This is a genomic window from Synechococcus sp. H55.8 (assembly GCF_047462375.1).
GTDB lineage: Bacteria > Cyanobacteriota > Cyanobacteriia > Thermostichales > Thermostichaceae > Thermostichus.
Map to the genome: position 1 here is coordinate 73,593 of NZ_JANSJC010000004.1, position 26,740 is coordinate 100,332.

The following is a 26,740-nucleotide window of genomic DNA, read 5'->3' on the forward strand; positions in this document are numbered from 1 at the left end:
ACTGTTGGGGGGAGCTGAACTTGTCTTTCTCCATTTCCGATCCTGCCGGCAAAAGGGAACCTGGGGGCGAACGAGAGCGGCCCTACTGGCTGGCTTGGGCGCGGATTAGAGGGATTGGCCCCCACCGCCTCAAGCGGCTGGCGGAGTTCTTTGGATCCTTGGAACGGGCCTGGCAGGCGGATGTTCCGGCCCTGCTGCAGGTAGAGGGCATTGGCCCCACCCTGGCAGAAACGATTGTCTCTGCCCGTCCTGGCCTCGACCCTGGGGAGATCCTGGAGCAAACCCAAAAGCCGGGGATCCCCTTCCTAACCCCTGCGGATCCCGGCTATCCGCCCTTGTTGTGGGAGCTGCCGGATCCACCGCCCCTTCTCTACGTCTTAGGCGAGTGCCCCGACTGGCAGCAGCCGGCCATCGCTATTGTCGGCACCCGCGCCCCCACCCCCTACGGTCAGCAGTGGACCCAGAAAGTCAGCGCCGCCCTGGCGGAAGCTGGCTGCGTGGTGGTGTCGGGACTGGCCACCGGGATCGACGGCATTGCCCACCAGGCCTGCCTGGAGGCAGGCGGCAAGACGGTGGCCGTGGTGGGAACTGGGGTGGATCAGGTTTACCCCGCCCACCATCGCGCTCTCTACCGGCGCATCCTGGAACAAGGGGCCGTCCTCAGCGAATATCCCCCCGGCACGCCGCCGGCCAAGGAGCACTTTCCCCAGCGCAACCGCATTATCGCCGGCCTCTGCCGCGCCACCCTGGTGATGGAGGCCCCAGAGCGCTCAGGGGCGCTGATTACCGCTCACCTGGCCAACCAATACGGGCGGGAGGTGTATGCCCTGCCGGGGAATATCGACACGGCAGCGGCCCGCGGCTGTCTGCACCTCATCCGCAGTGGTGCAGCGATGATCCTGGGGATCGAGGAGCTGCTCCAAGAGCTGGGCTTGGTTGAGGGATCCCCTCTCCCAGACCAACCCTTGTCCGCCGGCCCCAGGGATCCGCAGCAGCAGCTTCTCTGGCAGCTCCTGGGCAACGACATCCTCAGCCTCGATGCCCTGGCTCAGGCCACCCAGATGGACATTGCCACCCTCTCCAGCACCCTGCTGCTTATGGAACTGGAGGGCTGGCTGGTGCAACTGCCGGGGATGCGCTACCAGCGGGCTCGCTGAGGTTGGATCCCTGCACCGCTTCTCCGATGGGAGCCCGGCATGTGGGATCCTCGTGGCGAGGGTTGTTGACATGGGTGCTGACGGGGTAGGCGGCCATGGCCTCTGCCGGGTAGGGGCGAAGCAAGGGCAGGAGCCGCGCCGGATCCCGCACCTGCGGATCCAGCCAGAGGTCGTAATCGTCTTCTAGCAAAATGGCCGGCATCCGCTCGTGGAAAAGCCCCATTAGCCGATTGGCTGGCGTGTTGAGGATGGCGCAAGTTTCTCTCTCCACCCCTTGTGGGCTGCGCCAGCGCTCCCAAATGCCGGCAAAGGCAAACACCGGTCGATCCAGCAGGTAAAACCAGTAGGGCTGTCGCTTGGCCGTGCCCTGGTCGGCCCACTCGTAGAAGCCATCTGCCGGGATCAGGCAGCGGCGGCGGCAAAAGGCCTGGCGGAAAGAGGGTTTCTCGGCCACGGTCTCGGCGCGGGCATTGATCCACCCGGCCTTGGGAGTGCGGCTCCAACTGGGGATCAAGCCCCAGCGGAACTGAGTGGCCTGGCGCTGAAGGGATCCCGCCACCACCGCCAGCAGCGGCTGAGAAGGGGCGATGTTGTAGCGGGGCTGGAGCGCCGCCACTGCCCCCTTCCCGAGTTGAAAATGCTGCTGCAGCCGTTCGGGAGCAACCGCCAGGCTAAACCGTCCGCACATCCGGGATCCCTCAAACCTGGGTGGAAATGCCCAGCAACTGCAGGATCCCCCGCAGCGGGATCTCCACCTGCTCGGGACGGTGGTTGAGCTCGTAGCCCAGCTCGTAGATGGCCTTCTCCAGCAGATAGGCCTCTAGCAGCACTTCCAGCTCCTGCGGGCTGCGGGGCAGAAAAGCCCCTTGGGAAGCCACCTGGAGATACTCGGCCAAGAAAGCAGCACAAACCCAGCGGTGCCAAAACTGGGCCCAGCGCATCATGTCGGGGCACTTGTCCCCGCAGACCAGGCCGCTTTCCAGTTGCTGGCGCAAGCCGGTGTGAACGGCGTAGTGGAAAGAGCGCAGCATCCCTGCCACATCCCGCAGGGGGCAGCGTTTGAGGCGGCGTTCTCCCAGGGAGCGGGCCGGCTCCCCTTCAAAGTCGATGATGACAAAGTCCTTGCCGGTAAACAGCACCTGGCCCAAGTGGTAATCCCCATGGCAGCGGGTGCGCAAAGCCGTGATCTTCCGCTCCAGGATGAGGCGGAAGCGGCTCATGATCTCCCCTTCTTGGTCGCGAACAGCCCGGGCCAACTTGGCCTCCACCTCCGGCAGCTTGGGGATCTGCTTGTTCAGCAGCGGAAACACCTGCCCCACCAAATTGCGCATGGATTGATAGATGGAGCGTTGGTAGAGACTGGAGAAGGGCTCGGGGGCAAAGTCTTTGTTTTCGGTGTCGGCGGCCAGAGCAAGGTGCAGCTCGGCGGTGCGCTTGGCCAAGATCCGCACCGACTCCAGGTAGCTGCCAATGGTGGCGTAGGCCAGCTCCGGCAAGGGGAGTTGAGACAGCTCCAAGAAGGATCCCTGCGGAACGGGCACGGGATCCACCTCTAGGTAGTGAACCAGCACCGTCTCGAAAAACTGCCCCAGGCTGTCCAGCGTGTAGTGCCAGGCATCCCCCTCGTTGGGGATGTACTCCTGCAAAATGGCCAACGTGATGGGCTGATCGCTGGGATCAAAGCCCCGCGCCCCACGGCGGCGGCGATATTCCAGGGATCCCAACAGCCGCGGCACCCGCACCTGGGGATGGTGCTCCAGCAGGTAGCGGCCGATCTCTAGCTCTGGATTCACCCCCTCGGCCACCTTGCGATAGAACTTGAGGATGTACTGATTGCCGTAGACCACCGAGGTGTTGCTCTGCTCCGCCTTGAGGATGCGGGGTTCAAGGCCGAGGTCGTACTCAAAGGGAGCAAAGGTGGTGGCCCACAGCTCCCCTGAGGAGTGGCGCAGGCGGCCCTGCTGGGCGATGATCTGCAGCGGCAACGACAAAAAGGTTTTATCGGCCAGCGCGTCGAAAAGCACGCCCGGCGGATCCCCGGCCACCTGCACAGGGAGGATGACTGCCTGGGGCGCCTCTACGCGCAGGTGCAGGGCCGCCTCTTGAGTGGCGTAGCCCACGGGTAAAGAGTAGAGTTCTGCTTCCCCCTCGGTAAACTCGACTTGCAAGAGCAAAATCTGGCCCCGAAAGGGGGGATCCCCTTCCCGGTTACAGGGAATGGCATCCAAAACCTGGGCCGACTGGATCTGGCGGGCTTTGGAGCCGAACCAACGGCAGCGGTAGAGGTAGTCGCCCAAGACCGCCTCCACCTGCTTTTGGCTTTCCCCTTGAAAGAGGCTTTCCCAGGTGCCGTTTTGAACCAGCAGGGTGGGCAGGCGATCCAACTCTTCCGGCTTGCTGTGGCTAGGGTGGATCCGCTCCGTTGGTCGCTGCGGCTCGAGGGAAAACCAGTAGAAGGAGTGAGGGCCCAGGGTCAGGAAATAGGGCAGTTGGCCGATGGGAGGAAACGGCGTGCGCCCGAAGATCTCCACCGGGATCAGCCCCTCCCAGTGAGCCAAGTCCAGCTCCACGCACTGCACATAGCGGGAGAGATTGGCCACCACCAGGATGCGCTCGTCGCCGTAGGCCCGCATGAAGGCCAGCACCTTGCGGTTTTCCGGGTGCAGCAGCTCAAAAGAGCCGCGGCCAAAAGCTTGGAAGCGCTTGCGCACCGCGATCATCCGTTTCATCGTCCACCACAGGGAATAGGGGTTGTTCCGCTGCGCTTCCACGTTGACGGTTTCGTAGTGGTACTCGGCGTCGATGACGATGGGCAGGTAGAGCTTCTGCGGGTTAGCCCGAGAGAAGCCGGCGTTGCGGTCGGCGCTCCACTGCATCGGCGTGCGCACGCTGTTGCGATCCCCCAGGTAGATGTTGTCCCCCATGCCGATCTCGTCGCCGTAGTAGATCACCGGCGTGCCGGGCAGAGAAAACAGCAGGCTGTTCATCAGCTCGATGCGGCGGCGGCTGTTGCCCAGCAGGGGCGCCAAGCGGCGGCGGATGCCCAGGTTGACCCGCGCGTTGGGATCCTTGGCGTACACCTGGTACATGTAGTCCCGCTCTTCGTCGGTGACCATCTCCAGGGTGAGCTCGTCGTGGTTGCGCAAGAAAATGGCCCACTGGCAGGTTTCGGGAATGGGGGGAGTCTGCTGCAGGATGTCGATGATGGGGAAGCGATCCTCCATCTGGATGGCCATGAACAGCCGCGGCATCAGGGGGAAGTGGAAGTCCATGTGGCACTCGTCTCCGTCGCCGAAGTAGGCTACGGCATCTTCCGGCCACTGGTTGGCCTCCGCCAGCAGCATACGGTTGGGATATCTTTCGTCAATGTATTTGCGTAGGGCCTTGAGGAAGGCGTGGGTTTCCGGCAGGTTCTCGCAGTTGGTGCCCTCCCGCTCGTACAGATAGGGCACCGCGTCCAACCGCAGGCCGTCCACCCCCATGCTCAGCCAAAAGTCCACCACCTCGAAGATGGCCTTCTGCACGGCAGGATTGTCGTAGTTGAGATCCGGCTGGTGGGAGTAGAAGCGATGCCAGTAGTAGGCTTTGGCCACCGGATCCCAGGCCCAGTTGGAAGTTTCAAAGTCTTGAAAGATGATGCGGGCCTCTTTGTACTTTTCCGGGGTGTCGCTCCAAACGTAGAAGTCCCGCTCGGGGGTGCCGGGGGCGGCGCGCCGAGCCCGCTGAAACCAGGGATGCTGATCGGAGGTGTGGTTGAGGATCAGCTCGATGATGACGCGGATCCCGCGTTGGTGGGCGGCATCTAGAAAGATTTTGAAGTCCTCTAGGGTGCCTAGGGTGGGGTTGACGTTGGTAAAGTCAGAAACATCGTACCCATCATCCCGCAGAGGGGAGGGGAAAAAGGGCAGCAGCCAGAGGGCCGTGATGCCCAGATCCTGCAGGTAGTCCAGCTTTTCCGTCAGGCCCTGGAAGTCGCCCACTCCATCGCCATCGCTATCGGCAAAAGCCCGCACCGGTAGCTCGTAGATGATCGCGTCTTTGTACCAGAGGGGGTTGTGGGTTAAGGGAGAGACGATGCTGCGCAGAGGGGCTTGGCTCATCATATCGGCAATAGAAACAGGATTTGGACACCTTGGCAACCCTAACCGTTGAGTGGGGATCCCCTCAATAGGCTGCAGCCTTTTCTTGGGTGCCAGGGATCCCGGCAGGCGGTGCGGTTTTGGGCCTGACAGGGCGATTTTAACCCCTCACCCCCGGCCCCTCTCCCAGCCCTCACCCCCGGCCCCTCTCCCAGAGGGAGAGGGGAGGTGGCGAGTGCTCTGGGGTTTGGGGTGGCAAGGGATCCCCCTGGGTTCTTATGCTGGTGGGCGACAGTTGCAGTGAGGCCGAGCGTGAGAGTTGTCTGGGAACGCAGCATTTACGGGGGCAATGGCCGCGTGCCCTGCATTATCTGCGGCGGATGGGCCACCCCGATCCAGAAAAAGGGGCAGCAGGTGCTGCTGGCGGTGGTCTACAACGACCGGGGCCAAATCTATGGCGAGATCTGCCGCAGTTGCCTCAGCCTGGGGGCCAAGGGCATCAAAGAGTATCTACGGGAGCGGATTGCCCGCCTGCGTAGACAACTGCAAGACCTGGAGGAGCTGGAGCGGGGAGAGGTGCAACTGCCCACCTTGGAGCAGGAGCTGAGCGCTTACCTGGATTGAGGACTACCCTTTCTGCCGCTCAATCGGGATCTTCAGCCAACGGCTCAGCTCCGAGGCCAACCATTCTAGCTCTGGCTCTTGCAGATTCTTTAGCTCGTACTTGCGGTTGCCCGCCCAAATGTTCAACTGTGGGCATACCTCTTCCAGGGTCCCAGAATAAGGTTGTCGTCGGGTATAGCCCGGGATCAGCTCCAGCCGGTCAATGTAGCATCGCCGACTAGGGGGAACTGGATGAAAACGCAGGCCAAGCAATTCGTAGGCTAAGCTGATCCGTTCTTTGTCGATATACAGGTAAGCCTTGCCGAATAAGCTGTAGAGGGTCAGGAGCACCAACCACCCCACCTCCCCGAAGAGCACACAGGCCAGCATGAGCAGAAAAAAAGGACTAACCTCCATAGCCTCCTCATCTGTCCCGACCGTGGAGGCGGCAATACAAAGAGCGTAGTAGCTAAGCGCAATGACGGCAACGACGAGAGGCAAACAAACCAAGCCGAGAAGTCGTTTGGCCGGGATCACCACCTCAAAGGTCTGTTCGGACTTGTGCAGTTGAATCCGGCTGCCCGCCGGCCGTCGAGGGGGAACCGCGGCTGCTGTCGAAGGAACCGGCAGTGGGCGGCGATCCAACTGCTCCAGCGCCTCCAGGGCCTGCCGGGCAGAAGTGGGACGGTTCGCCACCAAGGGCTCTGTCAGCCAGCGCAGCCAGTCGCGAAAGGCCGGGCTCAGTTGCACCGCTGGCTCGAACCCAATCCGGGATCCCACCTGCGGCAAGTCCGCCGGATGCTGGCCTGTCAGCAGGTGAATCAGCGTGGCGCCTAGGCTGTAGAGATCGGAGGCAGGCACAGTTCTGCCGCCAAATTGCTCTAGGGGCATGTAGCCGTAGCTCCCCACCACGGTGTAGGATCCCTGCTCCCGCGGCCCAGCCGCCTGCACCGAGCCAAAATCCACCAGGTACACCTGCCCGTCGGCTGCCAACAGAATGTTGCTGGGCTTGAGATCCCGGTGGATGACCGGCGGGTGGAGCTCATGGAGGTAAATGAGGATGCGCAGCAGCTTTTGCGCTAGGTCGCGCACCTCCGGCTCGGCAAAACGCCGCCCTCGCTCCATCCACTCCTGCAGCGAGGGGGCGTCGATGTAGCTTTGCACCAGCGCCAGGCCGCGCCCCCCTTTCAGGGCAATTTCAAAGCAATCGCGGTACTGGGGAATGGCCGGGTGGGAGAGAGTTTGCAGGATCTGGGCTTCTCGCTCAAACAGCTTCAGGTCGGCCCAGTTGAAATCCGGCCCGAATAGGATTAGCTTGATGACAACCGGTTCTGAGGTGAGGAGATCCCGCGCTAGGTAGGTGTGTCTACCGCTACGCTTGCTCAGCCGCCGCTCGAGTTGATACCGCTGCCGCCAAACTGGACGCTCTGAAGCCATCTCTCCTCGCTCAAGCACCCCGTTTGCTCAGCTCCATAGTAGCTCTAGGACAGGGATCCCCTCGGGGTCAGAAATTTGTTCTGGGAGACAGAATCAATGGGATTCCTGGAAAGCCTATCCAACAGCTTTCCCAAAACGGGCAGGATATGCTGGCGAGGGATCCCTGGTTCTCTACCGAGTCTCCCCTGGCCCCTCCGCCTGTTTCCCCACCTACTACCAGGGCTTTCTCCCCAAGCCAGCCTGGAGGAGATCAAAGCCGCTTACCGTCGGCGGGTGCGCGAGATTCACCCAGCTCGTCTGCCTGCCGACTTCCCCGAAGGGTTGCAGCAATTGGCCCAGCGAGATACCACGTCCCTCAGCAATAGCCAGCAACGCTGAGTCTACATCTCAGCCTCCTCCCCCAGCCCTCCCCCTTGCCAAAGCCGGCTGTGACCTCTGCTGCTTGGCTTGCGCTCTTGAGTGCCGGCTGGAGGGGGGCTGCTCTCTGTTTGGCAAGTTTGGCCCTCTGGAATGTCCTCAGCCCGGCCCAAGGTTTGGATGTGGCCAGCAAAACGGTTGTTGTTGGCACCTCTCAGTTTCTCGGCAATGCGGATCCTTCTCTGGCAGCCTCCTCTGTCCCCCCAGACATCCGACACGGGCAACGCCCTAGAAGGTTCTCGGCCCCAGTTGCCCCTTCTGCTGGTCTCCTTTCTCCCTCCTAGCGGCCAGCCCAACTCGCATGCTATCGGCCAACGGCAGCAAAGAACGCCGGCAAGCCGTGCGCTGGGTGCCCTAGCCAGGCAGGACTCTGGCCCGCAGGCGGGAGGAAAAGACCTCGTAAATAACCGTCAAAGGCTGGCCCCGGTGTAACAGGAGATAGTGCCTAGCCCAAAAAGGACCGGGGCAGTTGAGAAGCCGGGCAATGGGCTCGGCTTCGCCGTAGTAGAGCCGCCGCAACTCGCGAAAGGTCTCCAGTTTTTCTTGGATTAGGTTTTGACCAATGGGCAGATTGGGGTGGGGCAAGTATCGAGCCAGATGGTCGGAGTTCCACCAAGAGGTGGCATAGAGCAAGGGCTGCTGAGAGGTTGCTCCACACAGCCAAACCCGCCGCCGCACCAAGGGGGATCCCAGCCGTGCCAAATCCTTGGCCAGCCGTTGCATGGACTGGGGGGCGGCCCTCTGCTCCGCCGGCAAATCGACCCGGCCCGTGTCGAGCAGATGGGCCTGAATCGGCTCTTGGGTCAAGGCAGCTAGGTTGCGGGTGGTCAAGCCATCCCCCAAGAGCAGCAGGCGCAACACGGGATCCACCTGCACCAACTCAGGCTGTAGCGGGTCTGCCTCCCCCTGCCAATGCAGTTGCAGAGGCCACCAATCGCCTTGGCCAGAGGAGACGTTAGAACAGAGAGCAGCGCTCCAAGGGGATCCTGCGGCGTCGGCCTGGTAGGTCAGTGGAGAAGGGGAAAGTTCCAAGGCGGAGGTTCGGTTGTTAAGTTCTGTATCGCTCCTTAGTCTAACCCACCCCCTGCTGCAGCTCTAGGGGCTTGCCTAGCTGGTGCCCGGCTGGATCAGCAGCCGTACCACCCAGGGGACGACCACGATGACGCTGATCAGGCGGGCCAGATGCATGACCACCACTGTGCTGGTTTGGGCTCCCATGTCCAGGGCAATCAAGCTCATATCGGAAATGCCCCCTGGCGCCGTGCCCAAGATGGCCGTGAGGCGCTCGATGCCCAACCAACGGGAGATCAAATACCCCGACAAAACTCCCGTGCCCACCGCAATCACCGTACAGAGCAGGGCCGGTCGCCACAGATCCTTCAGGGCAAAGAAGGTCTCAGCAGTGAGCTTGCTGCCTAGGAGAATACCCAGCACCACCTGCATGACAAAGCGGATCCCGGCTGGGGGAGTGGGGATCGGGATCGCCCCCCAAACATTGACCAAACCCACTGCTACCATCGAGCCCACCAAGGCTCCTGCCGGCAGCCTCAGCTTGACTGCGATCAGGGCACCTGCCAACCCGATCAACACCGTCCAGAGATAGTTCATCATTGCGGCCTGGCCTCGAGGCAAGGGGATCTCTGCAAAGCAGGGCTTGGCCCACCTTTTCCACGACATTCGGCGCAAATGCCGTAGAAGTCCAGCACATGGTACTCGATCACAAATTGGTAGCGGCTGGCAAGCTGCTCCTCCAGATCTTCCACCGGGCAATCCGGCAGAGGCACCACCCGCCGACATTCGGTGCAGATCAGGTGATGGCGGTTGTGGCCGTTGCTGGGCAGAACCTGATAGTAGGTTTGCTGATCCCCCAAGTTGACCGCCTGCAGCTTGCCCTCATTGCGCAGAGCATCCAAAACTCGGTAAACCGTGGCCAGACCCACCGTGTGGTTGGCATTGCGTAACTCCAAAAAGATCTCTTGCGCCGAAAGGGGCTGTGAGCGCTGCTCTAGCAGCTCCAGAATTAATTTCTGGTTGCGGGTCTGGCGGGAAGAAGACATGATCCTTTGTCTGGGTCATTCTTTGGGGTCAGCGCTCAGAGTCTGCCTCGGCTTTCATGCGCTCTAGGGTCTGGTGCATCTGGTCGAACATTTGGGTTAGGGAGAGCCCAAATCCCCCAAGCTGGGTTTGCAGTTGTTTGATGGTCATCTGAGCCATAAAGTCGTCGGAGAGCTCCAGTCGCTTCATGAAAATGCGCTGGCGCTCCAGCAATTCTTCCATTCGCTCAATGAAGATTTTTTTGCCTTCCCGGTCGAATTGGCCGTAGCGCTCGCCAAGTCGCATCAGGTTTTGGAAGTCCTGAAACAGTTGCTTGGCTTCTTCTTGGACGATCTCCGAGTCGAAAAAACTCATGGCCTTCGGTTTGCTCTGCATAAACTGTATTGGATATACCCATCCTATCCGATCGGGTTGGGGGGCGCAGTCCCTGCCGTTTTCCGGCCAGTACGGGATCCCGCCCTTCGCTTGGGTGGAGAATGGAGTTTGGGCCTGTCTGCCCCGCTCTCTGCTATGTTCCCCTTTCCTGGTGTGAAGGCTTACACGCAGCCGGCTTTGGCCCGGCAGTGGTGCCAACGGGTGCAGGGATCCCGACCGCTGTTTTTGGCCTGCCTGGGGTTTACGGAAACAGCTCTTGTGCCGGGCATCTCCGCTGCCGGCGCCACGCCCTCCTTGCGGCGCTACACGGCCCTTGCCGATGGAGAGGTGCTGCTGGGGGGCTATTCTCACCGCTTGCCCACCTCTCCCGATGGCTATCCTTCACCGGTGGTGATCAGCCGCGCCGTCCTGAGGGAGTTGGGGATCCCCTGTCGCGTGTTCGACTGTGGTTTGCCGGAGCCGCTGCCGGGGGCAGAAACGGTAAGCGCCAGGGGGATGGCCCGCTGCTTGAGCACGGGGCAGGCTTTATCTCTGGAACGGGTGGGATCCCTGTGGCAGGAGGGGTATGAGCGGGGATCCCGGCTGGAGTCGAGCTACTGCGTCATCGGCGAATGTGTGGCAGGGGGCACCACCACGGCACTGGCGGTGTTGCTGGGGCTGGGCTGGCAAGCAGAGGGCATGGTCAACAGCAGCCACCCGGTCTGCAACCACGCCCAAAAGCTGGCCTTGGCGCGGCAAGGTCTGGCCCATCTCTCGCCCAACGCTACAGCGCCGGAGGTGGTGGCCGCTGTGGGGGATCCGATGCAGCCCTTTGTGGCCGGGCTGGCGATGGCGGCAGCCCAGCGGGGGCCGGTGCTGCTGGCGGGCGGCACCCAGATGCTGGCGGTGCTGGCCCTGATGCGGCGCTGGGGGGAAGAGCAAGGGATCCCTTGGCCCCCGGAGAACGTAGTGGTAGGCACCACCCGCTGGGTGGCCGAGGATCCCTCCGGCAATACGGTGGCCTTGGCCGAGTTGCTGGGAACTGCCCCCCTTTTGGCTACCCAACTGAGCTTTGCCAATAGCCGCTACGCCCCCTTACAGGCTTACGAGCGAGGCTATGTCAAGGAGGGGGTGGGGGCGGGTGGGCTGGCCATTGCCAGCAGCCTATATGCCGGCTGGGGCCAGGCAGAGCTGTTGGCCGCCGTTGAGCGCAGCTACGAACAACTCGTGCTTCAGGCCGGCTCCAGGGGGGCCATCGTCAGGCCCTCCCGCAGCAACTGTTGATGGTAGAGCTCCGCTTGCTCTTGCGGGCCGACCCAGACGACCGCTTGCCCTTCGGCATCCACCTGCACGGTTAGTTGTCGCGCCAAGGGCAGGGTCATGCCGGGGATGTACTTGAGCAGGCATTCGGTAACGTGCTGAAAGGTGTTGAAATCGTCATCCAAGACGATCACCTTGAAGTGGGGGTAGGGCTGACGAACCCGGGTTCTCGATGGAGACGACTGCTGAGCAGGTCGAGTGGGAGCTTCCGTGGTCATAGCAGCAGAACTCAAGACAACATCCGGTAACTTTGATGCCTTAGATCCGATTCAACTTTCTCAACAGCCAAAAATTTGCCGCTGTTGATTCTGAATCTATTCTAGTTCCTAGTCTAGTGAACTCTGGTGAACGCATTGGCGTCTGCCGGCAGCCCCTATTTGCCTTCGGATCCCCTGCCGGTGCAAGAGATGGGAAAGAGGTGCGGATTCCCGACCCGCTCTCACAACATCAGCTCTTCCCGCAGGGAGCGGCGGGGCTTTTTGCCGCCGAAGTGGTGCTCAAAATAGAGGGCGGTGGCCTGCGACAGGATCCCGGCTTGGGCAAGGGCCTGGCACAGGGATCCCGCCGGCGGCAGGTGCTTCTGAATCTGTTCGATTTGGACGGCGCTGACCAGCCCCGAAGCCTTAAGGTAGTCGGCTACATGCCGTCCACCTGCTAGGTACACAGAGTAGCCGTCTTCGCTGAAAAACTTGACCGTCTCTGGCTTGAGGCCGCTGTGGTGGGTCAGCACATCCGTGAAGGTGCCGCCCTCTGTTTCCCAGGCATGGATGATGGCTTCGATGCCAGCATTGTCGAGGAGGCCGGCTGCCCGCAATTGGGTCAAGATCCGCTGCACCCAAGGGGTGGCCCGCTGCAGCGCTTCCAAGTCCTCTTCTCCCAAATACCCTTGGGGCGGTAATTCCCCTTCTGCTGCTCTTGCGGCTACAGTCGGCGTTGAGATGGCCTGCGGCGGGACTTGTTGCTGGGCCGTAGGCGCGGTGGCAGGGGGAGGGGCTGGCTGTGTCTGAACTGTTTGCAGTTGGGCTTGGAGCTGACGCACCTGCTCTTGGGCCTGTTGGAGCTGGGCTTGGGTTTCTTGGAGTCGGGCTTGAGTTTCCTGCAGTTGCATCTGCAGCCGGTGGATGGTCTCGGCGGCTTCTTGGCGGGCGTGGGCCAGGTCGGCGATGAGGCGAGTTTTCGTCGATTGAGCCAGTTGGAGTTGGTGCTGGTGCTCCTGCAACGATTGGCTCAGGGTGGCCAGTTGGGCTTCCTTCTGCTCCAGCGTCTGGCGCAGGTGGGCTTCCGTTTGCTGGTGCTGCTGCAGCCGGGATCCCAGCTCTTGCAGCTTGGGTTTGGCCTGGGATTGCCATTCTGTCAGCTCGTGGCAGCGGCGACGTAAGGTCTCCAGCTCGGCTTGGGAAGCTTGCAACTGTTTGGCCAGGGCCTGGACTTGCGCGGATCCCCGATCTTGCTGGGCTTGGAGCTGCTCCTCCAACTCTTGAATGCGCTGCTGGGCAGCCCTGTGTTGCTCGGATCCCTGCTGAATCTGGGCGGCCAGTTGGGCTTCCAACTCGGCCATTCGCTGCTGCTGGGCCTGGTAGTTAGCAATCTGCTGCCGCAACTGCTCGGCTGTAGCTTGCTGGTGCTGTCGCTCCTGCTCCAGTTGCGCCTTTAGGGCGGCAACCTGCTCTTGGTAGCGCTCCAGTTGGGCTTTGTATTGCGCGGTAGCTTTGTGAACCTGCTGCGCTGCCTGCAGCGGCGAAGCGTAGAGGGGAGGCTGATCCGGAATGGTGGACCACTGCTCCACCATCACTTCCCAACTGTTGGCAGCTCCTCGCCGTCGCCGTAGCTGCTGCTGCTTGTCGAGGGCCCACTCCAACCAGTGGGGTTGCACCCAGCCCTGCTGCACCAGGATCTCCCCCAACTTGCGCTCGGGGTGGTGCTTTTGCTGAAGCAGAGCTTGATACACGTGCTCCACCTCCAGGTAGCCGTGCAGCACCAGGATCTCGCCGATGCGCACCAACTCGACCGGGATCAAAGGATAGAGATCTTGCGGGGCAACCCAGCCGTGCTGCATACACAGCTCCCCCAACATCAGGGGGCTGTCCGCCTTTTCCCACATGGCCTGAGCCAACTGGGCGGGGGTGAGCAACCCCGCTTTGTTGAGGGCTTCCCCCAAGCGGATCTCGAACTTCTCCCGCTCAATAGCGGCTGGGCTGGAGCTGGTCAACGGATTCATGGGGCCTCTCGGACATGAGGAGTAAGCTTAACTACAGCTATCATGTCGGAAAATTCTTAGAAAGGCGAGGGAGCGCAACTGTGATGCATTTTGTCAAGCCGGGGATCCACGGATGTTGCAGGAATGTCCATCTTTAAGCTGCAAGAGGCCGTTGTTCCCGGCTCTGAGCAAACTGCTGAAGCCGGCGCAGCATCAGCAATTGTCCCAAGCCCAAGGGCAAGAGAGAAACGGCTTCTACCCGCAACTGCACCCAGCCGTTCCCCCACCGCCAATCACAGTAGCCATCGGCTCCGCCCCACATCAGCAGGCGCAGCCGTTCCGGCAGCAGGGTTTCCACTTGGTGCAGGATCGAGAGGGGGCCCCATTGGACGGCAAAGGTGCTGCCCGGCTCCAGCCTGGCGGGCAGGGATCCCTGCAATTGCTGTGGCCAGATCCACTGCTGCAACAACTCCACCTCGGTCAAGCAGCGCTGTATCGTCGATGCACTGGCCTCGACTTCGATGCGGATGGTGGAAGATTGGAATGTCCCGAGCATCCTTGTCCCGCGTAGGTGACCCCAAAACCAAAGCGGCAAGGGGGTGACCCCTGTCAACTCTATTCTGGCCGATTGCTCCCGATTTGCCTTTGAAAACGGCTCGTCCCCATGTGGTGGCCATCTTGGCCCAAAGTCTGGATGGCAAGCTGGCAGCTCACCGCGGGCAAAGGCCCCACTTCGCCAGCGCCGAAGACTATCGGCACCTGGAAAACCAAGCTGCCCGGCAACAGGCTTTGATTATGGGGGCGGCCACGCTGCGGGCCTACGGCACCAGCCTTCGCCTCCGGGATCCCGAGCTCATCCAACGCCGACTCCAGCAGGGCCTCTCCCCTCAGCCTCTGACGATCATCTGCTCCGGCAGCGGGGATATTCCTGAGGATTTGCCGTTTTTTCGGCAGCCCCTCACCCGTTGGCTGTGGACCACTCCCCAGGGATCCCGGATTTGGGAGAACCGCACCGGCTTTGCAGATATCTGGGTGGCTGCCGATTGGGATCTGCCGGCACGGCTGGCCCGCCTGCGCAGTTTGGGCATTGAACGGGTGGGGTTGCTGGGCGGGGGGCGGCTTTTGGGGGCGTTTTTGCAGGCAGGGAGCTTGGATGAGCTGTGGGTAACCCTGGCGCCGGTGTTGCTGAGTGGGTATGCCGATGCCCCGGCTAGCATCGAGGGCTGGCAACTGCAGGGATCCCCGCCCCAGCTGGAGCTGCTGGAGTGCCACCGTGGCTCTAAGGAGCTGTTTTTGCGCTACCGGGTCGAGTGGCCCTGAGGGGGCTCGCGAGAAAAAATTTTTGGACAAATTTAGATTTCTCAGAAATCCACAGGTTTTCCCCAGACTTTCCACAGGCGGGCGGGCTGTTTTCCACAGACTCCTTGCCACAGGAAACGGCAGCGAGGGTTTCTGTGGAAAAGTCCAAACTGGAAAGTTCAGGCGGATACACCTTTAGGAATGTAACGGGATCGCGCCGTTTTTGCCGATGGCATCAAAGCCAGCGGCGGACTTTAACAAACTTGGAGCCGCTGCCCAGGATTGACAGCCCCCATGGGGCAGAGGGCAGAATAGCCGCACCTGAGGTGAGGGGGAGATTTTCCTGGCAGCTCTCCTCAGAGGCAAAGAACCCTTTGCCCAAGAACTCTATCCCTTCTCCTGCCTGAGACAAGGCCAAGGGGCAGCCTGGTATCCTCTGGCCGCTGCCGGACGGGCTAGGGGCAAACTTCTACAGACTGTCTTGCTTTTGACGGGGCTGATGCGGCCCCCGGCATACCCAAGTTAGAGAGCTGGGTTGGTTTGTTTGCGATTCCCTTCTGGGCAGGCCCGGTTTTGGCCGGATCCCTAGGTTTTCTTGGTTTCACTGTTAACCCCGAGTAGGTGGTTGGGCTATGGATTCTCCCACCGTCAGCATTTTGAGCGAAATTCCCGAGGAGCTACACGACACTCTCAAAAACTACCTCTCTCGTCACCCCGACTGGGATCAAGATCGGGTGGTGACGGCGGCACTCTCGCTATTCCTGCTCCAGAGCGGAGACACAGATCGGCGCGCCGCCCGTATTTACTTAGACAGCCTGTTTCGCCGCAACTGAGCCCTCGGAAGGCAAGCCCCGAGGATGGCCCGATGCATGGGCGGGGGGTTAGGAACACTCTGTCAAGAACGTCCTACTAACCTGAACTGTTAACCTGAGTAGGAAGATGTCCCGCTGTTGCCGCATGCCGGCGGGAAGGGTAAAAAGGGATCCACCAAGGGAAAAACCGTGCCACAGGGCTTCGGGCGAGGAAAAAGCGACCGGCAGACGGCTGGGCCAAAGGGCCTAGGACGAGGCTCCGCTCTACCCCCCTGCCCTTCCCCGGAGGCGACCCTGGCGCTGGCCGAGCGCCACCGACAAGCAGGGGATCTGGAGACGGCACTGCACCTCTGCCGGCAGCTTACCCGGGCCCATCCCCACCTGTTCGCCGCCCAGGCGTTGCTGGGATCCCTCTATCTGCAGATGGGGGATCCCTGCCAAGCCCTGACCCCCCTGCAATTGGCTTTGCATCTGAGAAGGGATTGGGTGCCAGCCTGGCAGGAGCTGGGCGATGCCTGGATGCTACTGGGCAACCCGGAGGAGGCGGCGCGCGCCTATGAACAGGGCTTGGCTTTTGCTCCTGCCGATGGGCAACTGCTCTTGCGGTTGGGCAGTTGTTGGCTGGCTTTGGGGAAACGGGAGCAGGCGATTGCGGTGCTGCGCCAGGCCGCAGCAGCCCAGCCTCCCCAAGTTTATGCTTTGGCGGCTTTGGGGAACGCCCTCCTGTTCGACAACCAGCTTGGGGAAGCGGAAGCCTGGTTTCGCCGCGCTCTCGCCCTGGCGCCGCAGGAGGGGCGGATTCTCGTCAACCTCGGCCACTGCCTGCACCTACAAGACCGCCTAGAGGAGGCCGCCGACTGTCTGCGACAGGCCATCCCGCTGCTGCCGGAGGAGGCGCAGCCCCACAACAACCTGGGCACCGTCCTGCAAGAGCAAAACCAACTCGAGGCCGCTATTGAGGCTTATCGACGCGGCCTGCAGTTGGCCCCCGACTGGCCGGAGATCCATTACAACCTGGGCACGGCCTTGCTCACCCTGGGCCGCTATGAGGAGGGGTGGCGGGAGTACGAATGGCGGCTGCAGCGACAAGGGGCAGCCTATCCGCGCTTCCTCTCGCCCCTGTGGCCGGGATCCCCTCTGGGCCAGCAGACGCTGCTGATCTACGCCGAACAAGGGCTGGGGGACACGATTCAGTTTGTGCGCTACCTGCCGCTCTTGGCCGCCGCCCATCCTGCAGCCCAAATTTTCTTCCGCTGTCAGGGATCCCTCGTCGAGCTGGTGCAAGCCGCCTTCCCCCAGGTACAGGTTATCTCGGAGAGGGATCCCTTGCCCTCTTTCGACCAGCACCTGCCCTTGCTCAGCCTGCCCCACCGCCTGGGCACCACGCTGGAGACAATTCCCGCCCGCATCCCCTATCTGACCTGTCCCGATGGGAGCTCGGCCTGGCCGGAAGATTGGCCAGAGCTTCCCCCGCGAAAACTGAAGGTGGGACTGGTATGGGCCAGTGGCCGCCGCGCCAACCCTGAGCTAAACCGCGTGCAAAGGCTGAAAAGTTGTCCTTTGGACTTGCTGCTCCGGGAATTGCCAACGTCCGCCATCCAGTGGGTCAGCCTACAGGTGGGGGAAGATCTAAGCCCAGTGGGATCCCTCCTGGAACAGCACCAGGTGATGGAGTTGGGATCCCGTTTTCGCCATTTTGTCGATACAGCCGCAGCCGTTGCCCAGTTGGATCTGGTGATCAGCGTCGATACAGCCGTTGCTCATTTGGCCGGCGCGATGGGCAAGCCGGTGTGGGTGCTGTTGCCCTTTGCCGCCGATTGGCGCTGGCTCCTCCAGCGGCAAGACAGCCCCTGGTACCCTGAGACAATGCGCCTGTTTCGGCAAAACACACCAGGAGACTGGGTTGGCGTGTTGCGGCAGGTGCGGGTCGCCCTCGAAGAGACGCTGTCAGGGATCCCTTCTCAAAACCCCACCTATTCCTCGCCCTGAACGATGCGCTGAAACAAATAGCCGGTGCCGCGGGCCGTCAGGATCAGCTCTGGATTGCTGGGGTCATCTTCCAGCTTGGCCCGCAGCCGCGAAATGTGGACATCCACCACCCGCGTATCCACATGGCGCTCCGGGGTATAGCCCCACACCTCCTGCAAAATCTCGGAGCGGGAAAACGGCTCCCCCGAGCGGCTGACCAACAGCTCCAGCAGACTGAACTCCATCCCGGTCAGGCGAATGCGCTCGTCCCGTTTATAGACCTGCCGCTTGTTGGTATCGATGCGGATATCCCCCACCTGAATCACTCCAGAACTGGGGATCCCCTCGTGGCTTGCCCGCGCCACCCGTCGCAGCACCGAGCGAATGCGGGCTTCCAGTTCCTTGGGCGAAAAGGGCTTGACCACATAGTCGTCTGCCCCCAGCTCCAACCCCGTGATGCGGTCGGCCACATCCCCCAACGCCGTCAGCATGATGATCGGAATGTCGGATTCCTTGCGCAACTCCTGGCAAACTCCATAGCCATCCAGCTTTGGCATCATCACATCCAGCACCACCAGGTCGGGATCCTGCTTGTGGAAAACCTCCAGCGCCTCCTCGCCATCCGAAGCCGTAACCACGTCGTACCCGATCATGGACAGACGGGTTTCCAAAATGCGTCGAATGCTAGCCTCGTCGTCGACCACCAGAATCCGTTCCTTACGCTGTGCTTCCACGGTGCCGCAACTCCTGAACTTCTCAATAAAAAAGATTAGAAAAATTGAGGCAAGCGCTAAATTGGGGTGAGCAGATGCAATGGGGCCGATCTGGAATGGATGGGTTTGCCCAGGGAATTTCAGACCCCCCAACTCCTCGTCTGTTGGCGGCCAAAGCCGCACCTCAAGGATGCAGCCCTGGGAAACAGACACAGAACAGCAGGCTCTTTGGCCACCGGACTCGATCTTAAAGTTCTAAACTTTGTCCAGCAGCACAGGCGTGGCCCCCTGACAAACCCTTGCGGTTGACCCCTGCCAAACCTGAGAAACCTTCGTAAGAAGTTACTTTCTACTCCCTAATTTATCATCCAGAAACGGCTGCTACCCCACCTTGACGCTCTATTCTGCGGCAATTTAGCCCAACTTGATACATACCTTCACAACTTCTTCAGGTTGCGACAAGGGCTGCGCTGGGTCGGAATGACTCGAATGGCTATTCGGCAGAAAAAGTGGCTGCCGCCACTCCCTAGCCGTTGGCAGTGGGAAGAGTATAGCAACTGTCCAGCAGGCCAGCGGAACGGATTTCGCGGTCGGCGTGATGCTCCAAAACGCGCCGCAACAGACGTTCTGCCTCCAGCCAAGCCGCCAAGGGCAGCGAATCTTCGGCCAGGGGCAAAGTTGGACTGGGCAGGGATCCCAAAGCTTGCAGGACGGAACTGGAGACCCAGACAATTGGGCTGGGCCGCTGCGCCACCCGGCAAGGATCGCAGACCAAGCCGCCCAATTGCGGGCTGAAAAAAACGTTATCGACCAACCCCCCCCCGCAGAAGTGACAGGCTTGCACCTGGGGAGCGAACCCTGCCAACGCCAGGAGGTGATACAGCCCATGGATGAGCAAAGGCAAAACGGCCCGCTCCGAAGCGGCCCGTTCGATGCGTTGCAAGTGTTCCACCAACACCACAAACAGCTCTTCCTGGGCTTGGTCGGGCAAGGCCAGTAGCAAGGCCACCTCCGCCAGGTACTGGGCCGCCGTGAGATGGGCCAAGCTGCGGCCAAGACGAGGAAAAGTCTGGAGAGTTTCCACCTGGACAATGCGCTGCAGACGTTGGCAGGCCTCCGTCTGGGCAGACCAGCGCCCCCGCGCGATCAGCAGCTCGTTGATGACAAAGGGCTCCATTCGCCCTCCCCACTTGGAAGGCTGCTTACGGGATCCCTTGGCCACCGCGCGGATCAAGCCTTGCTCGCGGGTCAAGATGGTTATGATCCGATCCGACTCGCCCAGCGGGATCCCCTTTAGGTTGATGCCCGTCACCCGATAGGTGCGCCCACTCATGCGGTTCCTCTGGCTTGCAGCTCTTGCATGAGCTCCAGCCCCCAAGAGGTGCCGATGCGGCTGGCCCCTGCTTGGATCATGGCCTCTGCTTGAGCCAGCGTGCGAATGCCGCCCGAAGCTTTCACCCCCACTTTACCCCGGCTGAGCTGCCACAACAGTTGCACATCTGCCGGCGTCGCCCCGCCCATCCAGCCGGTGGAGGTCATCAAAAAAGCTGCCCCCGCATCGATGCAAATCTCCCCGGCCAGCTTTTTCTCTGCCTCGGTCAAGAGGGCCGTTTCCAAAATGGCCTTGACGCAAACCCCCGTTTCTTCCACCAGTTGGGCAATCTCGGCATGGAGGCGATCCAGCTCCCCCGCCTTGAGCCAGGCCAAGTTGATGCGGACATCCAGCTCCCGGCACCCCTGCTCCACCGCCAGTTGAGCCTCATAGAGCTTAGCCTCCGCAGTGGTGGTGCCCAAGGGAAACCCCACCACCGTGCTTACCTTGACCGGGGATCCATGCAGCCGCTCCACCACCCGCGGCACGTAACAAGGTGGAACGCAAAAAGTGGGAAAACAGTAGCGCAAGGCAATTGCGCACCCCTGCTCGATCTGTTCTGGGGTCACCATCGGCAACAGCAGCGTGTGGTCGATGTACTCCGCCAAATTGATCGAGCTATCCGCCGCGCCCTTACGCTCCAGAGAAAGCATGGGTCGAGCCCCCAGCACCCTTCTCTACTTTAGCCCCAGTTTTCGCCCGCAGGGAGCCGCAAGGATGGCCGAGCCTTATCGGTGTACCACCGCCCGATCGCCAGCCTTGATTGACCTGCCGCGTGCTAGGCACAAATGCGGGGCAAAGGTGCGGGCGCCGAGGTCACCTGCAGCAATCGGGGAATACGGCTGCTGTCGTAGATGCGAAATTCTTTTTCCAAGATGGCTTTTTCGTCGCGCACCGCCTGGTTCAAAACGATGGATCCCTGCGGATCGGAGATGGAACGGTGGAAAGTGCCGGGGGGAATGCGCAAAATACCTCGATTGGCTTCCAAGCGCACAATGTGGAAGGGATCCCGCCAGCTAAAATTCACCAAATAAAACGTCCGCCCGCCCCACAGAGCCAACAAGTTGTCCTCTTGGTGGGGATGCATGTAAAACTGCCAATAGCCTTGAGGATTGTCGGGGGGACTGATGGCCGGCCCATCATGATAAACCAAGTCGCGGGCGTTGGATTGGGCAACTGTGATGTCGAAAAAACGTACGCCGGGGGTATCTCGAAATTGATGAAAAGGCAGCAGGGCAAACATGGAGCTCGCCATGGGAACACCTGACCAACGACAGAGAGAAAAACAGGTTTTCACACTGTTTCGTGCTGTTTCGCAGTGTGAAGATGGAGTTATGTCGTCAGTTTAGTCAGGCCCAGCAGAGGGTTCAAATCTGAGATAGCATCACATCTATGCGCAGATCGAATAGATGGGATCCATGAACATCTCACAACTGCGAACTCTGGTGGCTGTGGTGGAGCGGGGGAATTTCAGCGATGCCGCCCTGCAATTGCAGATTTCCCAGTCGGCGGTGAGCCGGGCCATCGCCAGCCTAGAGGAAGAATTGGGGGTGTCTGTGTTGGTGCGCGGTCGCTTTGGGGCCCGCCTAACGCCGGTGGGGGAGCGACTAATGCGCCATGTCCGCAAGATGCTGCAACTGTGGGAACAAATGGAGTATGAAGCCAACCTGGAAAAAGGGTTGCGGGGGGGAAATGTGCGGGTTGCCGCTTTTCGCAGTGCTGCAACCCATTTGCTGCCGCCGGTGATTGCCCGCTTCCGCCAACAATTTCCGCAGGTTGCCGTCACCCTTACAGAAGAAGATCCGGCCACAGTGGAACATCTGCTGCGCTCAGGCCAGGTGGATATTGGCCTATTGCCCTTGCCGCGGGCTGCTGAGGATCTGCAGACGTGGGAGATCGCCCGCGACGAGTTCATTTTGTTGGTTCCGCTGAGTTTTGGGCCCCTGCCGGAAACCCTCACTTGGGAGGATCTTTCCCGCTTTTCTTACATTCTCTACAACTACGCCGAATGCACCACGGCGGTGCGCAACCACTGGGAAGCGGCCCACCAAACCCTCAAGGTGGCCTACTTGGTGAAGGAAGACTCCACCATTGTGAACATGGTGGCGCAGGGTCTGGGGGCTGCTATTTTGCCCCGCTTGGCTGCCCTCCCCATTCCCGCAGGGATCCAGATCCGCCGCTTGCCCATCCCCCTGGAGCGGGTGATCGGGGCTGCCATCCTGGCCTCGGCGCTGCATCCGCCGGCAGTCTTTGCCTTCCTGGAAGCCTTACGGGGAAACCCGTCCCAGTTGCCGGGTGGAGAGCTGGCCTTAAACTCCTCTTAAAATCCTGTTCCCAGGTAACTGCTAGCATGAGGCCAACTTCACTCCCATCCCATCGGAAAGGAAGGCCTCTATGAACTGGCTGACGCTGCTTGGGCTACTTTGTCTTCCCGGCTCTCTGTTTTCATTTTTTGAGTATTTGCGCTCCCAGAGGTTGGTTCAGCAGCTCTCTGCAACTCGGTTGCTCAAGGTAGCCGAGCTTCGCAATCTCGGTCAGACAAGCCCAAAAGGATCGAACTTGGCCCAAGTTTACGGCAGGATTGTGTGCGATCGGCCTTTGGTATCGGAGTTTTCACGCCAGCCTTGTGTCTACTACAAGTCGGAGATCACTTGGGAGTATGACGAAGCCGAGTGCTATCGAAAGTATTTGAATAGCGAAGGCGATGTCGCCTACAGGGAACGGATCAGCGAAGGCGAATACCAGAACGCTCTGCGCTTGGGATCTCGGGCAAAATCCTATCCGGGGGGAATGACCGGAAAAAGGCCCGGCTTGGGCTACTCTGACTCCGGTTCTTTCCAGAAAAGGGTGGATCCCGGCTACTCTGATTCTTTCCAACAAAAGCCCGGCTCTGGCTACTTCAGCGCGGCCTCCTTTCAGCAAAAACCCGGCTCTGGCTACCCCCCTTCGGACTTTTTCCAGAAAAAGCCTGGTTACTCCGATTACCCGCAAAAGCCTGGCTTCCCAGGCCATCTGGAAAAATCGCAGTTTTCTGAAGCAGGCCCTCCCCAGAAGTACTACAGCAATGTGTACTACGATCCGAGCACGGGTCGGGAATATCTCCTTGAGAGAGAGACAGAAACAAGAACTGAGACCCTTCACTCGGTGGTTCGCCAGCTCCCTTTTTTCATCGAAGACGAAACCGGAAGGGTGAGGGTGGATCCCACAGGTGCCGAGGTAGAGGCCATGTTGGTTGTGGATGAGACTGTTTTCCCCGGAAAAGGCCCCAGCCGGTTCAACTTCGATTTCAAACGCTACTTTTCCCGGATGAGAACAGAAAATCGCTCCACCCGCTCCTTTGTCTACAAAGAATGGGTGCTCCCGGTGGATGGGATGGCCTTTGCCATGGGGGAGGTGCGTTCTGAGGCAGGGGATCCTGTGATCCGAAAACCCCTTTCGGGAGGACGGTTCATCATCGCGCCCAAATCCGCTGAGGCCCTCTTGGAAGAGCACCGCTCCAATGCCTACGGCTTCTTGGCGGGATCCCTCGTCCTGCTGGGCATTGGCGTTTTCACCGTGCTCCACCTGCTGCAGTCCCTGTAGCCCTATCGGCGATAGGCTCCCATCCTCTCTCCTCACTGTTGTAGTCATTGCTACACAACGCTGTCGCGAACGCGCCGCTTCAGCTCCCCTCTCCCTCTGGGAGAGGGGCTGGGGGTGAGGGCACCTCTGGGAGAGGGGCTGGGGGTGAGGGGTTAGACTATGGGATCAGGTTTCCGGTTGGGATCCCGGATCCAGTCCAAAAGCAGCGGGTTGACCAGCTCGGGGGCTTCGTCTTGGGGGCAATGGCCAACTCCTGGCAAGGGGATGAACCCCACCACGCAAGGGAACCCCGCCAGGGCCCGCCCCAGGGCAATGGGTTCCCAGGGATCCGCTTCCCCCCACAGGATCAAGACGGGGCAGGCGAGCTGAGGCAAGAGATCTTCTGCCAAAGGCCCTTGAGAATAGCGCACAAAAGCCAAAAAGACCTCTGCCGCTCCTGGCTCCAAAGCCGGCTTGAGCAAAAGCTGGATCAGTTCCTCGGTAACGGCTTCTTTGCGTCCGTAGGCCTGGAGGAGGATGTTGCGAATGGCCTTGGGTTGAGCTATCTGGGCGAAGAAAAAACGACCAAAGGGGGGCCACCCCAGCAGGGATTGGAGCAGGGGAGTGGTCCAGCGGCGCAGCCAGGAGATTTGCGCTCGTTTCCGCTCGTGCAGCAGCCGCAGCGAGGGATCCAACATCGCCACTCCCAAAACCTGCCCCGGATCCAGAACCGCCGCCTGCAAAGCCACAATGCAGCCAATCGAGTTGCCCACCAGATAGGCCGGCTGGCCCATCACCTCGCGCACAAAATCTGCCACCAGGGATCCCCAGGTCTCGAAGGTGTAGGGCAGAGGCGAGCCGGGCAGAGGCTTGGCGGATCCCCCAAAGCCCAACAGATCGACCGCGTACACCCGACAGTGCTGCCCCAGCTCCGGCAAATTTTTCCGCCAATGGTCGCTGCTGGCCCCAAAGCCATGGATCAGCAACACCGCCGGGCCGGCAGATCCCGACTGCTGATAGCGAATGGACTGGTCACGCCAGAGCCAGCGGTGCTCTGCAATGGGGGGTGCGGTGGGCAAAGGAAGCATGGGGAGCCTCTGGCTTCGCGTCAACGTTGCGATCTTAAATCTCTTTGTAAGTTTCCGGGGGAGGCTGGGCAATACTGGCAGTTGAGGGTTTTGCGGTGGGTCGGCTTTGATTTGGCTGGTTGGCCTCGGCTTGTTCGGCAGCGCTTTTTGCCTCTTTTGGGGACAGTTGTTGGTGGGCAAGTTGCTGCTGCCGCTGTGGGGAGGATCCCCCCTGGTGTGGAACACCTGCCTGGCTTTTTTCCAGGTCACCCTGCTGTTGGGCTACCTGTGGGCAGACCGGCTGGGGCGTGGGTTGCATCCCAGGATGGGCGTGCTGATCCAGGGGATCTTGCTGCTGATGGGGCTGAGGCTTTTACCCTTTCAATTTGGGCTCTGCCTGCAGCCGGAAGGAGCGTGGCCCCCTCTCGCCCTCTTGGCAGACCTGGCTTTGGGAGCTGGGGTGCCGCTGTTTCTCCTGTCGGCGACGGCGCCATTGCTGCAACGGGGGTTGGCGGCAAGAAAGGGCGCGGAGCAACAGGGGCTGCGGGATCCCTATTTTCTCTATGTGGCCAGCAATGCCGGCAGTTTGGCCGGGCTGCTGGGTTACCCGCTGCTGCTGGAGCCCCGGCTGTCTTTGGCTGGGCAAACTCACCTGTGGACGGGATCCTACGCGCTGGTGGCAGCCCTGGTGCTGCTGAGCGGGGTGGGGCTGTTGGCGTCAGCGGCCCAGAGCACTGTGGGGGATCCCGACCCAGGATCCTTGGCAGTCTCCTGGGGAGAGCGCTGGCGCTGGGCGGGGCTGGCTTTTTTGCCGGCAGGCCTGTTGGTGGCGGTCACCACTTTGCTGACCACCGACGTGGCGGCGGTGCCCCTGTTGTGGGCCATCCCCCTGGGGATTTATCTGCTGACATTCATGCTGGCTTTTGGGGGTATCCACCCCAGGAAGTGGATGTTGGGAACAACGGCTCTTCTGGCCTGCGGGGCAGTGGGGGCCCAGGTCTTGGGCTGGGTGAGGCCCGGTTTTTTGCTGCTGCTGCATCTGGTCACCTTTGGGCTGGTAAGCTGGGGCTGCCACAGCCAGTTGGCCTGCCGGCGCCCGCCGGTGGAGCAGTTGACGCAGTTTTACCTGTGGTTGGCTTTGGGGGGGAGCTTGGGGGGGATGTTCTCTGCCCTCTTGGCCCCGCAGGTGTTTGAGACGGTGCTGGAATATCCTCTGCTCTTGGGGGTGTCGCTGGCCGTGCTGGGGGGGCGGGTGGGCCTGTGGCTGGGGCTGGGGTTGCTCTTGCCCTTGCTGCTGTTGCGCTTTCGCCTGCCGGCGCTGCTTCACCGCGGCTCCGCCGTGGGCTTAGCCTTGGGGTGGGCGGTGCTGGTGTTCACAGGAGAGGGCAAGAGGGGATGGCTGCGGCGGCTGGGGACGATGGCGGGGTTGGTTGTGCTGCTGGGGCAACCCTGGCTGATGCCGGGACTGCAGGTGGTGGCCAGCCAGCGCAGCGCCTTTGGCCTCAACCGAATCGTGGAATACCAGACCGAGCAGGGATCCTTCCGCAGCCTTCTGCACGGCACCACCCTACACGGCAGCCAAAACCTGGATCCCCAAAAGGCCCTGCAGCCGCTGACCTATTTCGCCCGGTCTGGGCCGGTTGGGCAGGTGTTTGCGGCGTTTAGAGCTCAGGCTGCGGCTCTCCGGCCCGCCATTGCGGTGTTGGGGCTGGGGATCGGCACGTTGGCCGCCTACGCCCAGCCGGGGGATGAGTGGACGTTTTTCGAGTTGGATCCCACCGTGGCCGACTGGGCGGGCCGCTACTTCTCCTATCTCGATTGGGCCAGCCAGCAGGCGCAGGTGCAGGTCATCCTCGGCGATGCCCGCCTCAGCCTCCAGAGGATCCCAGCGGGCAGCTATGACTTGATGGTGATGGATGCCTTCAGCTCCGACGCCGTGCCGGTGCATTTGCTGACCCTAGAGGCCCTGACCCTCTACCTAAGCAAGCTCAAGCCCCAGGGTTGGCTGCTCTTCAACATCACCAACCGTCACCTCAACTTGGCCCCCGTGTTGGCCGGCCTGGCCGGATCCCTGCAGCTCCAGGCTTGGCAGCAGGCCCACCGGGATCTGTCCTCTGACCAGCAACAAGCAGGGCTGGCCCCCTCCCACTGGGTGCTGATGGCCAACAACCCTGGAGCTCTGCAGGGCTGGCAGCCCCTTCTGCCCCAAGCCGGAGATCCGGTCTGGAGGGATGATTTTTCCAACCTGCTGCAGGTGATCCGTTGGCCCCAGATCCCCAGTTCCGAGTAGGAATCGGACTGTTCTCGCCACGCGACCCTTGGGCGAATG

At 61.2% G+C, this 26,740-nt stretch carries 25 protein-coding genes; 10 read left to right on the forward strand and 15 right to left on the reverse strand.

Features of this window, described 5'->3' with window-relative positions; genetic code table 11:
- Positions 1–20: 20 nt before the first annotated feature.
- Complete coding sequence (gene dprA / locus NW862_RS03065) at positions 21–1,157, forward strand: DNA-processing protein DprA (protein WP_414348111.1); 1,137 nt, start codon at positions 21–23, stop codon at positions 1,155–1,157.
- Here dprA and NW862_RS03070 read toward each other — a convergent pair.
- Both NW862_RS03070 and treS read right to left on the reverse strand, forming a co-directional pair.
- Positions 1,096–1,845: an SOS response-associated peptidase gene (locus tag NW862_RS03070; RefSeq protein WP_414348108.1), complete on the reverse strand. Its 750-nt coding sequence runs from the start codon at positions 1,843–1,845 to the stop codon at positions 1,096–1,098. The two genes, dprA and NW862_RS03070, sit on opposite strands and share 62 nt — an antisense overlap.
- Before the next feature lie 10 nt (positions 1,846–1,855).
- Positions 1,856–5,257 (reverse strand): maltose alpha-D-glucosyltransferase, encoded by a 3,402-nt coding sequence (treS, locus tag NW862_RS03075; RefSeq protein WP_414341623.1) that lies wholly within the window; start codon positions 5,255–5,257, stop codon positions 1,856–1,858.
- Positions 5,258–5,548: 291 nt separating this feature from the next.
- Here treS and NW862_RS03080 point away from each other — a divergent pair, with 291 nt between their 5' ends.
- Positions 5,549–5,860, forward strand: a complete 312-nt coding sequence (locus NW862_RS03080; protein ID WP_414336599.1) for a hypothetical protein — start codon at positions 5,549–5,551, stop codon at positions 5,858–5,860.
- A 3-nt stretch (positions 5,861–5,863) separates the two neighbouring features.
- Here NW862_RS03080 and NW862_RS03085 read toward each other — a convergent pair whose 3' ends face one another.
- Complete coding sequence (locus NW862_RS03085; protein WP_414426909.1) at positions 5,864–7,276, reverse strand: serine/threonine protein kinase; 1,413 nt, start codon at positions 7,274–7,276, stop codon at positions 5,864–5,866.
- A gap of 96 nt (positions 7,277–7,372) precedes the next feature.
- Between NW862_RS03085 and NW862_RS03090 the strand changes: the two genes are divergently transcribed.
- A complete protein-coding gene (locus NW862_RS03090; RefSeq protein ID WP_414347365.1) occupies positions 7,373–7,654 on the forward strand; it encodes a J domain-containing protein in 282 nt (93 codons plus the stop codon).
- Positions 7,655–8,047: 393 nt separating this feature from the next.
- On the opposite strand, the gene NW862_RS03095 is transcribed toward NW862_RS03090, so the two are convergent.
- The 4 genes from NW862_RS03095 to NW862_RS03110 form a co-directional block, all read right to left on the reverse strand.
- Positions 8,048–8,725, reverse strand: coding sequence for a chorismate pyruvate-lyase family protein (locus NW862_RS03095; protein ID WP_414426910.1), 678 nt, complete (start codon positions 8,723–8,725; stop codon positions 8,048–8,050).
- Between the two features lie 75 nt (positions 8,726–8,800).
- On the reverse strand, positions 8,801–9,304 hold the full coding sequence (locus NW862_RS03100; RefSeq protein ID WP_414335049.1) for an AbrB family transcriptional regulator: 504 nt from the start codon (positions 9,302–9,304) through the stop codon (positions 8,801–8,803).
- Positions 9,301–9,750, reverse strand: coding sequence for a Fur family transcriptional regulator (locus tag NW862_RS03105; protein ID WP_414335050.1), 450 nt, complete (start codon positions 9,748–9,750; stop codon positions 9,301–9,303). Before NW862_RS03105 ends, NW862_RS03100 begins: the two co-directional genes overlap by 4 nt.
- A gap of 28 nt (positions 9,751–9,778) precedes the next feature.
- Entirely contained in the window at positions 9,779–10,102 is a 324-nt protein-coding gene (locus NW862_RS03110; RefSeq protein ID WP_414335060.1) for a DUF1825 family protein, read from the reverse strand.
- Between the two features lie 156 nt (positions 10,103–10,258).
- Here NW862_RS03110 and cobT point away from each other — a divergent pair, with 156 nt between their 5' ends.
- Positions 10,259–11,386: a nicotinate mononucleotide-dependent phosphoribosyltransferase CobT gene (cobT, locus tag NW862_RS03115; RefSeq protein ID WP_414335061.1), complete on the forward strand. Its 1,128-nt coding sequence runs from the start codon at positions 10,259–10,261 to the stop codon at positions 11,384–11,386.
- Here the strand turns inward: cobT and clpS are convergent.
- The 3 genes from clpS to NW862_RS03130 all read right to left on the reverse strand — a co-directional run bounded on the left by clpS (position 11,335) and on the right by NW862_RS03130 (position 14,175).
- Positions 11,335–11,640, reverse strand: a complete 306-nt coding sequence (gene clpS, locus NW862_RS03120; RefSeq protein ID WP_011430234.1) for an ATP-dependent Clp protease adapter ClpS — start codon at positions 11,638–11,640, stop codon at positions 11,335–11,337. The two genes, cobT and clpS, sit on opposite strands and share 52 nt — an antisense overlap.
- Before the next feature lie 221 nt (positions 11,641–11,861).
- Complete coding sequence (locus tag NW862_RS03125; protein WP_414426911.1) at positions 11,862–13,640, reverse strand: hypothetical protein; 1,779 nt, start codon at positions 13,638–13,640, stop codon at positions 11,862–11,864.
- A 133-nt stretch (positions 13,641–13,773) separates the two neighbouring features.
- On the reverse strand, positions 13,774–14,175 hold the full coding sequence (locus NW862_RS03130; RefSeq protein WP_414335052.1) for a hypothetical protein: 402 nt from the start codon (positions 14,173–14,175) through the stop codon (positions 13,774–13,776).
- An 89-nt stretch (positions 14,176–14,264) separates the two neighbouring features.
- Here NW862_RS03130 and NW862_RS03135 point away from each other — a divergent pair, with 89 nt between their 5' ends.
- From NW862_RS03135 to NW862_RS03145, 3 genes are all read left to right on the forward strand, one after another.
- Positions 14,265–14,939, forward strand: coding sequence for a RibD family protein (locus NW862_RS03135; RefSeq protein ID WP_414335053.1), 675 nt, complete (start codon positions 14,265–14,267; stop codon positions 14,937–14,939).
- Positions 14,940–15,550: 611 nt separating this feature from the next.
- Positions 15,551–15,751 (forward strand): DUF2811 domain-containing protein, encoded by a 201-nt coding sequence (locus NW862_RS03140; protein WP_011430239.1) that lies wholly within the window; start codon positions 15,551–15,553, stop codon positions 15,749–15,751.
- 168 nt (positions 15,752–15,919) lie between these two features.
- Entirely contained in the window at positions 15,920–17,719 is a 1,800-nt protein-coding gene (locus NW862_RS03145; protein ID WP_414335054.1) for a tetratricopeptide repeat protein, read from the forward strand.
- Here NW862_RS03145 and rpaB read toward each other — a convergent pair.
- The 4 genes from rpaB to NW862_RS03165 form a co-directional block, all read right to left on the reverse strand.
- Positions 17,704–18,432, reverse strand: a complete 729-nt coding sequence (gene rpaB, locus NW862_RS03150) for a response regulator transcription factor RpaB (RefSeq protein WP_414335055.1) — start codon at positions 18,430–18,432, stop codon at positions 17,704–17,706. The genes NW862_RS03145 and rpaB overlap by 16 nt on opposite strands.
- 505 nt (positions 18,433–18,937) lie before the next feature.
- Positions 18,938–19,744 carry a DNA repair protein RecO gene (gene recO, locus NW862_RS03155; protein WP_414335056.1) on the reverse strand — a complete coding sequence of 269 codons (807 nt, stop codon included), beginning with the start codon at positions 19,742–19,744 and terminating at the stop codon, positions 18,938–18,940.
- Positions 19,741–20,436, reverse strand: coding sequence for a deoxyribose-phosphate aldolase (gene deoC / locus NW862_RS03160; RefSeq protein WP_414348914.1), 696 nt, complete (start codon positions 20,434–20,436; stop codon positions 19,741–19,743). The genes recO and deoC overlap by 4 nt, the downstream gene beginning before the upstream one ends.
- Before the next feature lie 125 nt (positions 20,437–20,561).
- The gene (locus NW862_RS03165; RefSeq protein ID WP_414335063.1) at positions 20,562–21,026 is read right to left on the reverse strand and encodes a redox protein; all 465 of its coding nucleotides are present in this window, start codon (positions 21,024–21,026) and stop codon (positions 20,562–20,564) included.
- Between the two features lie 175 nt (positions 21,027–21,201).
- Here NW862_RS03165 and NW862_RS03170 point away from each other — a divergent pair, with 175 nt between their 5' ends.
- Positions 21,202–22,107: a LysR family transcriptional regulator gene (locus tag NW862_RS03170; RefSeq protein WP_414335058.1), complete on the forward strand. Its 906-nt coding sequence runs from the start codon at positions 21,202–21,204 to the stop codon at positions 22,105–22,107.
- Positions 22,108–22,342: 235 nt separating this feature from the next.
- Positions 22,343–23,365: an E3 ubiquitin ligase family protein gene (locus tag NW862_RS03175; RefSeq protein WP_414426912.1), complete on the forward strand. Its 1,023-nt coding sequence runs from the start codon at positions 22,343–22,345 to the stop codon at positions 23,363–23,365.
- A gap of 152 nt (positions 23,366–23,517) precedes the next feature.
- Here NW862_RS03175 and NW862_RS03180 read toward each other — a convergent pair whose 3' ends face one another.
- On the reverse strand, positions 23,518–24,432 hold the full coding sequence (locus tag NW862_RS03180; RefSeq protein WP_414348912.1) for an alpha/beta fold hydrolase: 915 nt from the start codon (positions 24,430–24,432) through the stop codon (positions 23,518–23,520).
- A gap of 106 nt (positions 24,433–24,538) precedes the next feature.
- Between NW862_RS03180 and NW862_RS03185 the strand changes: the two genes are divergently transcribed.
- Positions 24,539–26,701, forward strand: coding sequence for a spermidine synthase (locus NW862_RS03185; RefSeq protein WP_414426913.1), 2,163 nt, complete (start codon positions 24,539–24,541; stop codon positions 26,699–26,701).
- Positions 26,702–26,740: the final 39 nt, after the last annotated feature.

What these genes read in the sequence shown, in the direction of transcription:
- recO (WP_414335056.1), bottom strand. Translation starts at nt 19,744, where the DNA reads ATGAGTGGGCGCACCTATCGGGTGACGGGCATCAACCTAAAGGGGATC.
- NW862_RS03180 (WP_414348912.1), bottom strand. Translation starts at nt 24,432, where the DNA reads ATGCTTCCTTTGCCCACCGCACCCCCCATTGCAGAGCACCGCTGGCTC.
- NW862_RS03165 (WP_414335063.1), bottom strand. Translation starts at nt 21,026, where the DNA reads ATGTTTGCCCTGCTGCCTTTTCATCAATTTCGAGATACCCCCGGCGTA.
- NW862_RS03100 (WP_414335049.1), bottom strand. Translation starts at nt 9,304, where the DNA reads ATGATGAACTATCTCTGGACGGTGTTGATCGGGTTGGCAGGTGCCCTG.
- NW862_RS03170 (WP_414335058.1), top strand. Translation starts at nt 21,202, where the DNA reads ATGAACATCTCACAACTGCGAACTCTGGTGGCTGTGGTGGAGCGGGGG.
- NW862_RS03110 (WP_414335060.1), bottom strand. Translation starts at nt 10,102, where the DNA reads ATGAGTTTTTTCGACTCGGAGATCGTCCAAGAAGAAGCCAAGCAACTG.
- NW862_RS03130 (WP_414335052.1), bottom strand. Translation starts at nt 14,175, where the DNA reads ATGCTCGGGACATTCCAATCTTCCACCATCCGCATCGAAGTCGAGGCC.
- clpS (WP_011430234.1), bottom strand. Translation starts at nt 11,640, where the DNA reads ATGACCACGGAAGCTCCCACTCGACCTGCTCAGCAGTCGTCTCCATCG.
- NW862_RS03085 (WP_414426909.1), bottom strand. Translation starts at nt 7,276, where the DNA reads ATGGCTTCAGAGCGTCCAGTTTGGCGGCAGCGGTATCAACTCGAGCGG.
- NW862_RS03140 (WP_011430239.1), top strand. Translation starts at nt 15,551, where the DNA reads ATGGATTCTCCCACCGTCAGCATTTTGAGCGAAATTCCCGAGGAGCTA.
- deoC (WP_414348914.1), bottom strand. Translation starts at nt 20,436, where the DNA reads ATGCTTTCTCTGGAGCGTAAGGGCGCGGCGGATAGCTCGATCAATTTG.
- NW862_RS03070 (WP_414348108.1), bottom strand. Translation starts at nt 1,845, where the DNA reads ATGTGCGGACGGTTTAGCCTGGCGGTTGCTCCCGAACGGCTGCAGCAG.
- NW862_RS03090 (WP_414347365.1), top strand. Translation starts at nt 7,373, where the DNA reads ATGGGATTCCTGGAAAGCCTATCCAACAGCTTTCCCAAAACGGGCAGG.
- NW862_RS03105 (WP_414335050.1), bottom strand. Translation starts at nt 9,750, where the DNA reads ATGTCTTCTTCCCGCCAGACCCGCAACCAGAAATTAATTCTGGAGCTG.
- treS (WP_414341623.1), bottom strand. Translation starts at nt 5,257, where the DNA reads ATGAGCCAAGCCCCTCTGCGCAGCATCGTCTCTCCCTTAACCCACAAC.
- cobT (WP_414335061.1), top strand. Translation starts at nt 10,259, where the DNA reads ATGTTCCCCTTTCCTGGTGTGAAGGCTTACACGCAGCCGGCTTTGGCC.
- NW862_RS03125 (WP_414426911.1), bottom strand. Translation starts at nt 13,640, where the DNA reads ATGAATCCGTTGACCAGCTCCAGCCCAGCCGCTATTGAGCGGGAGAAG.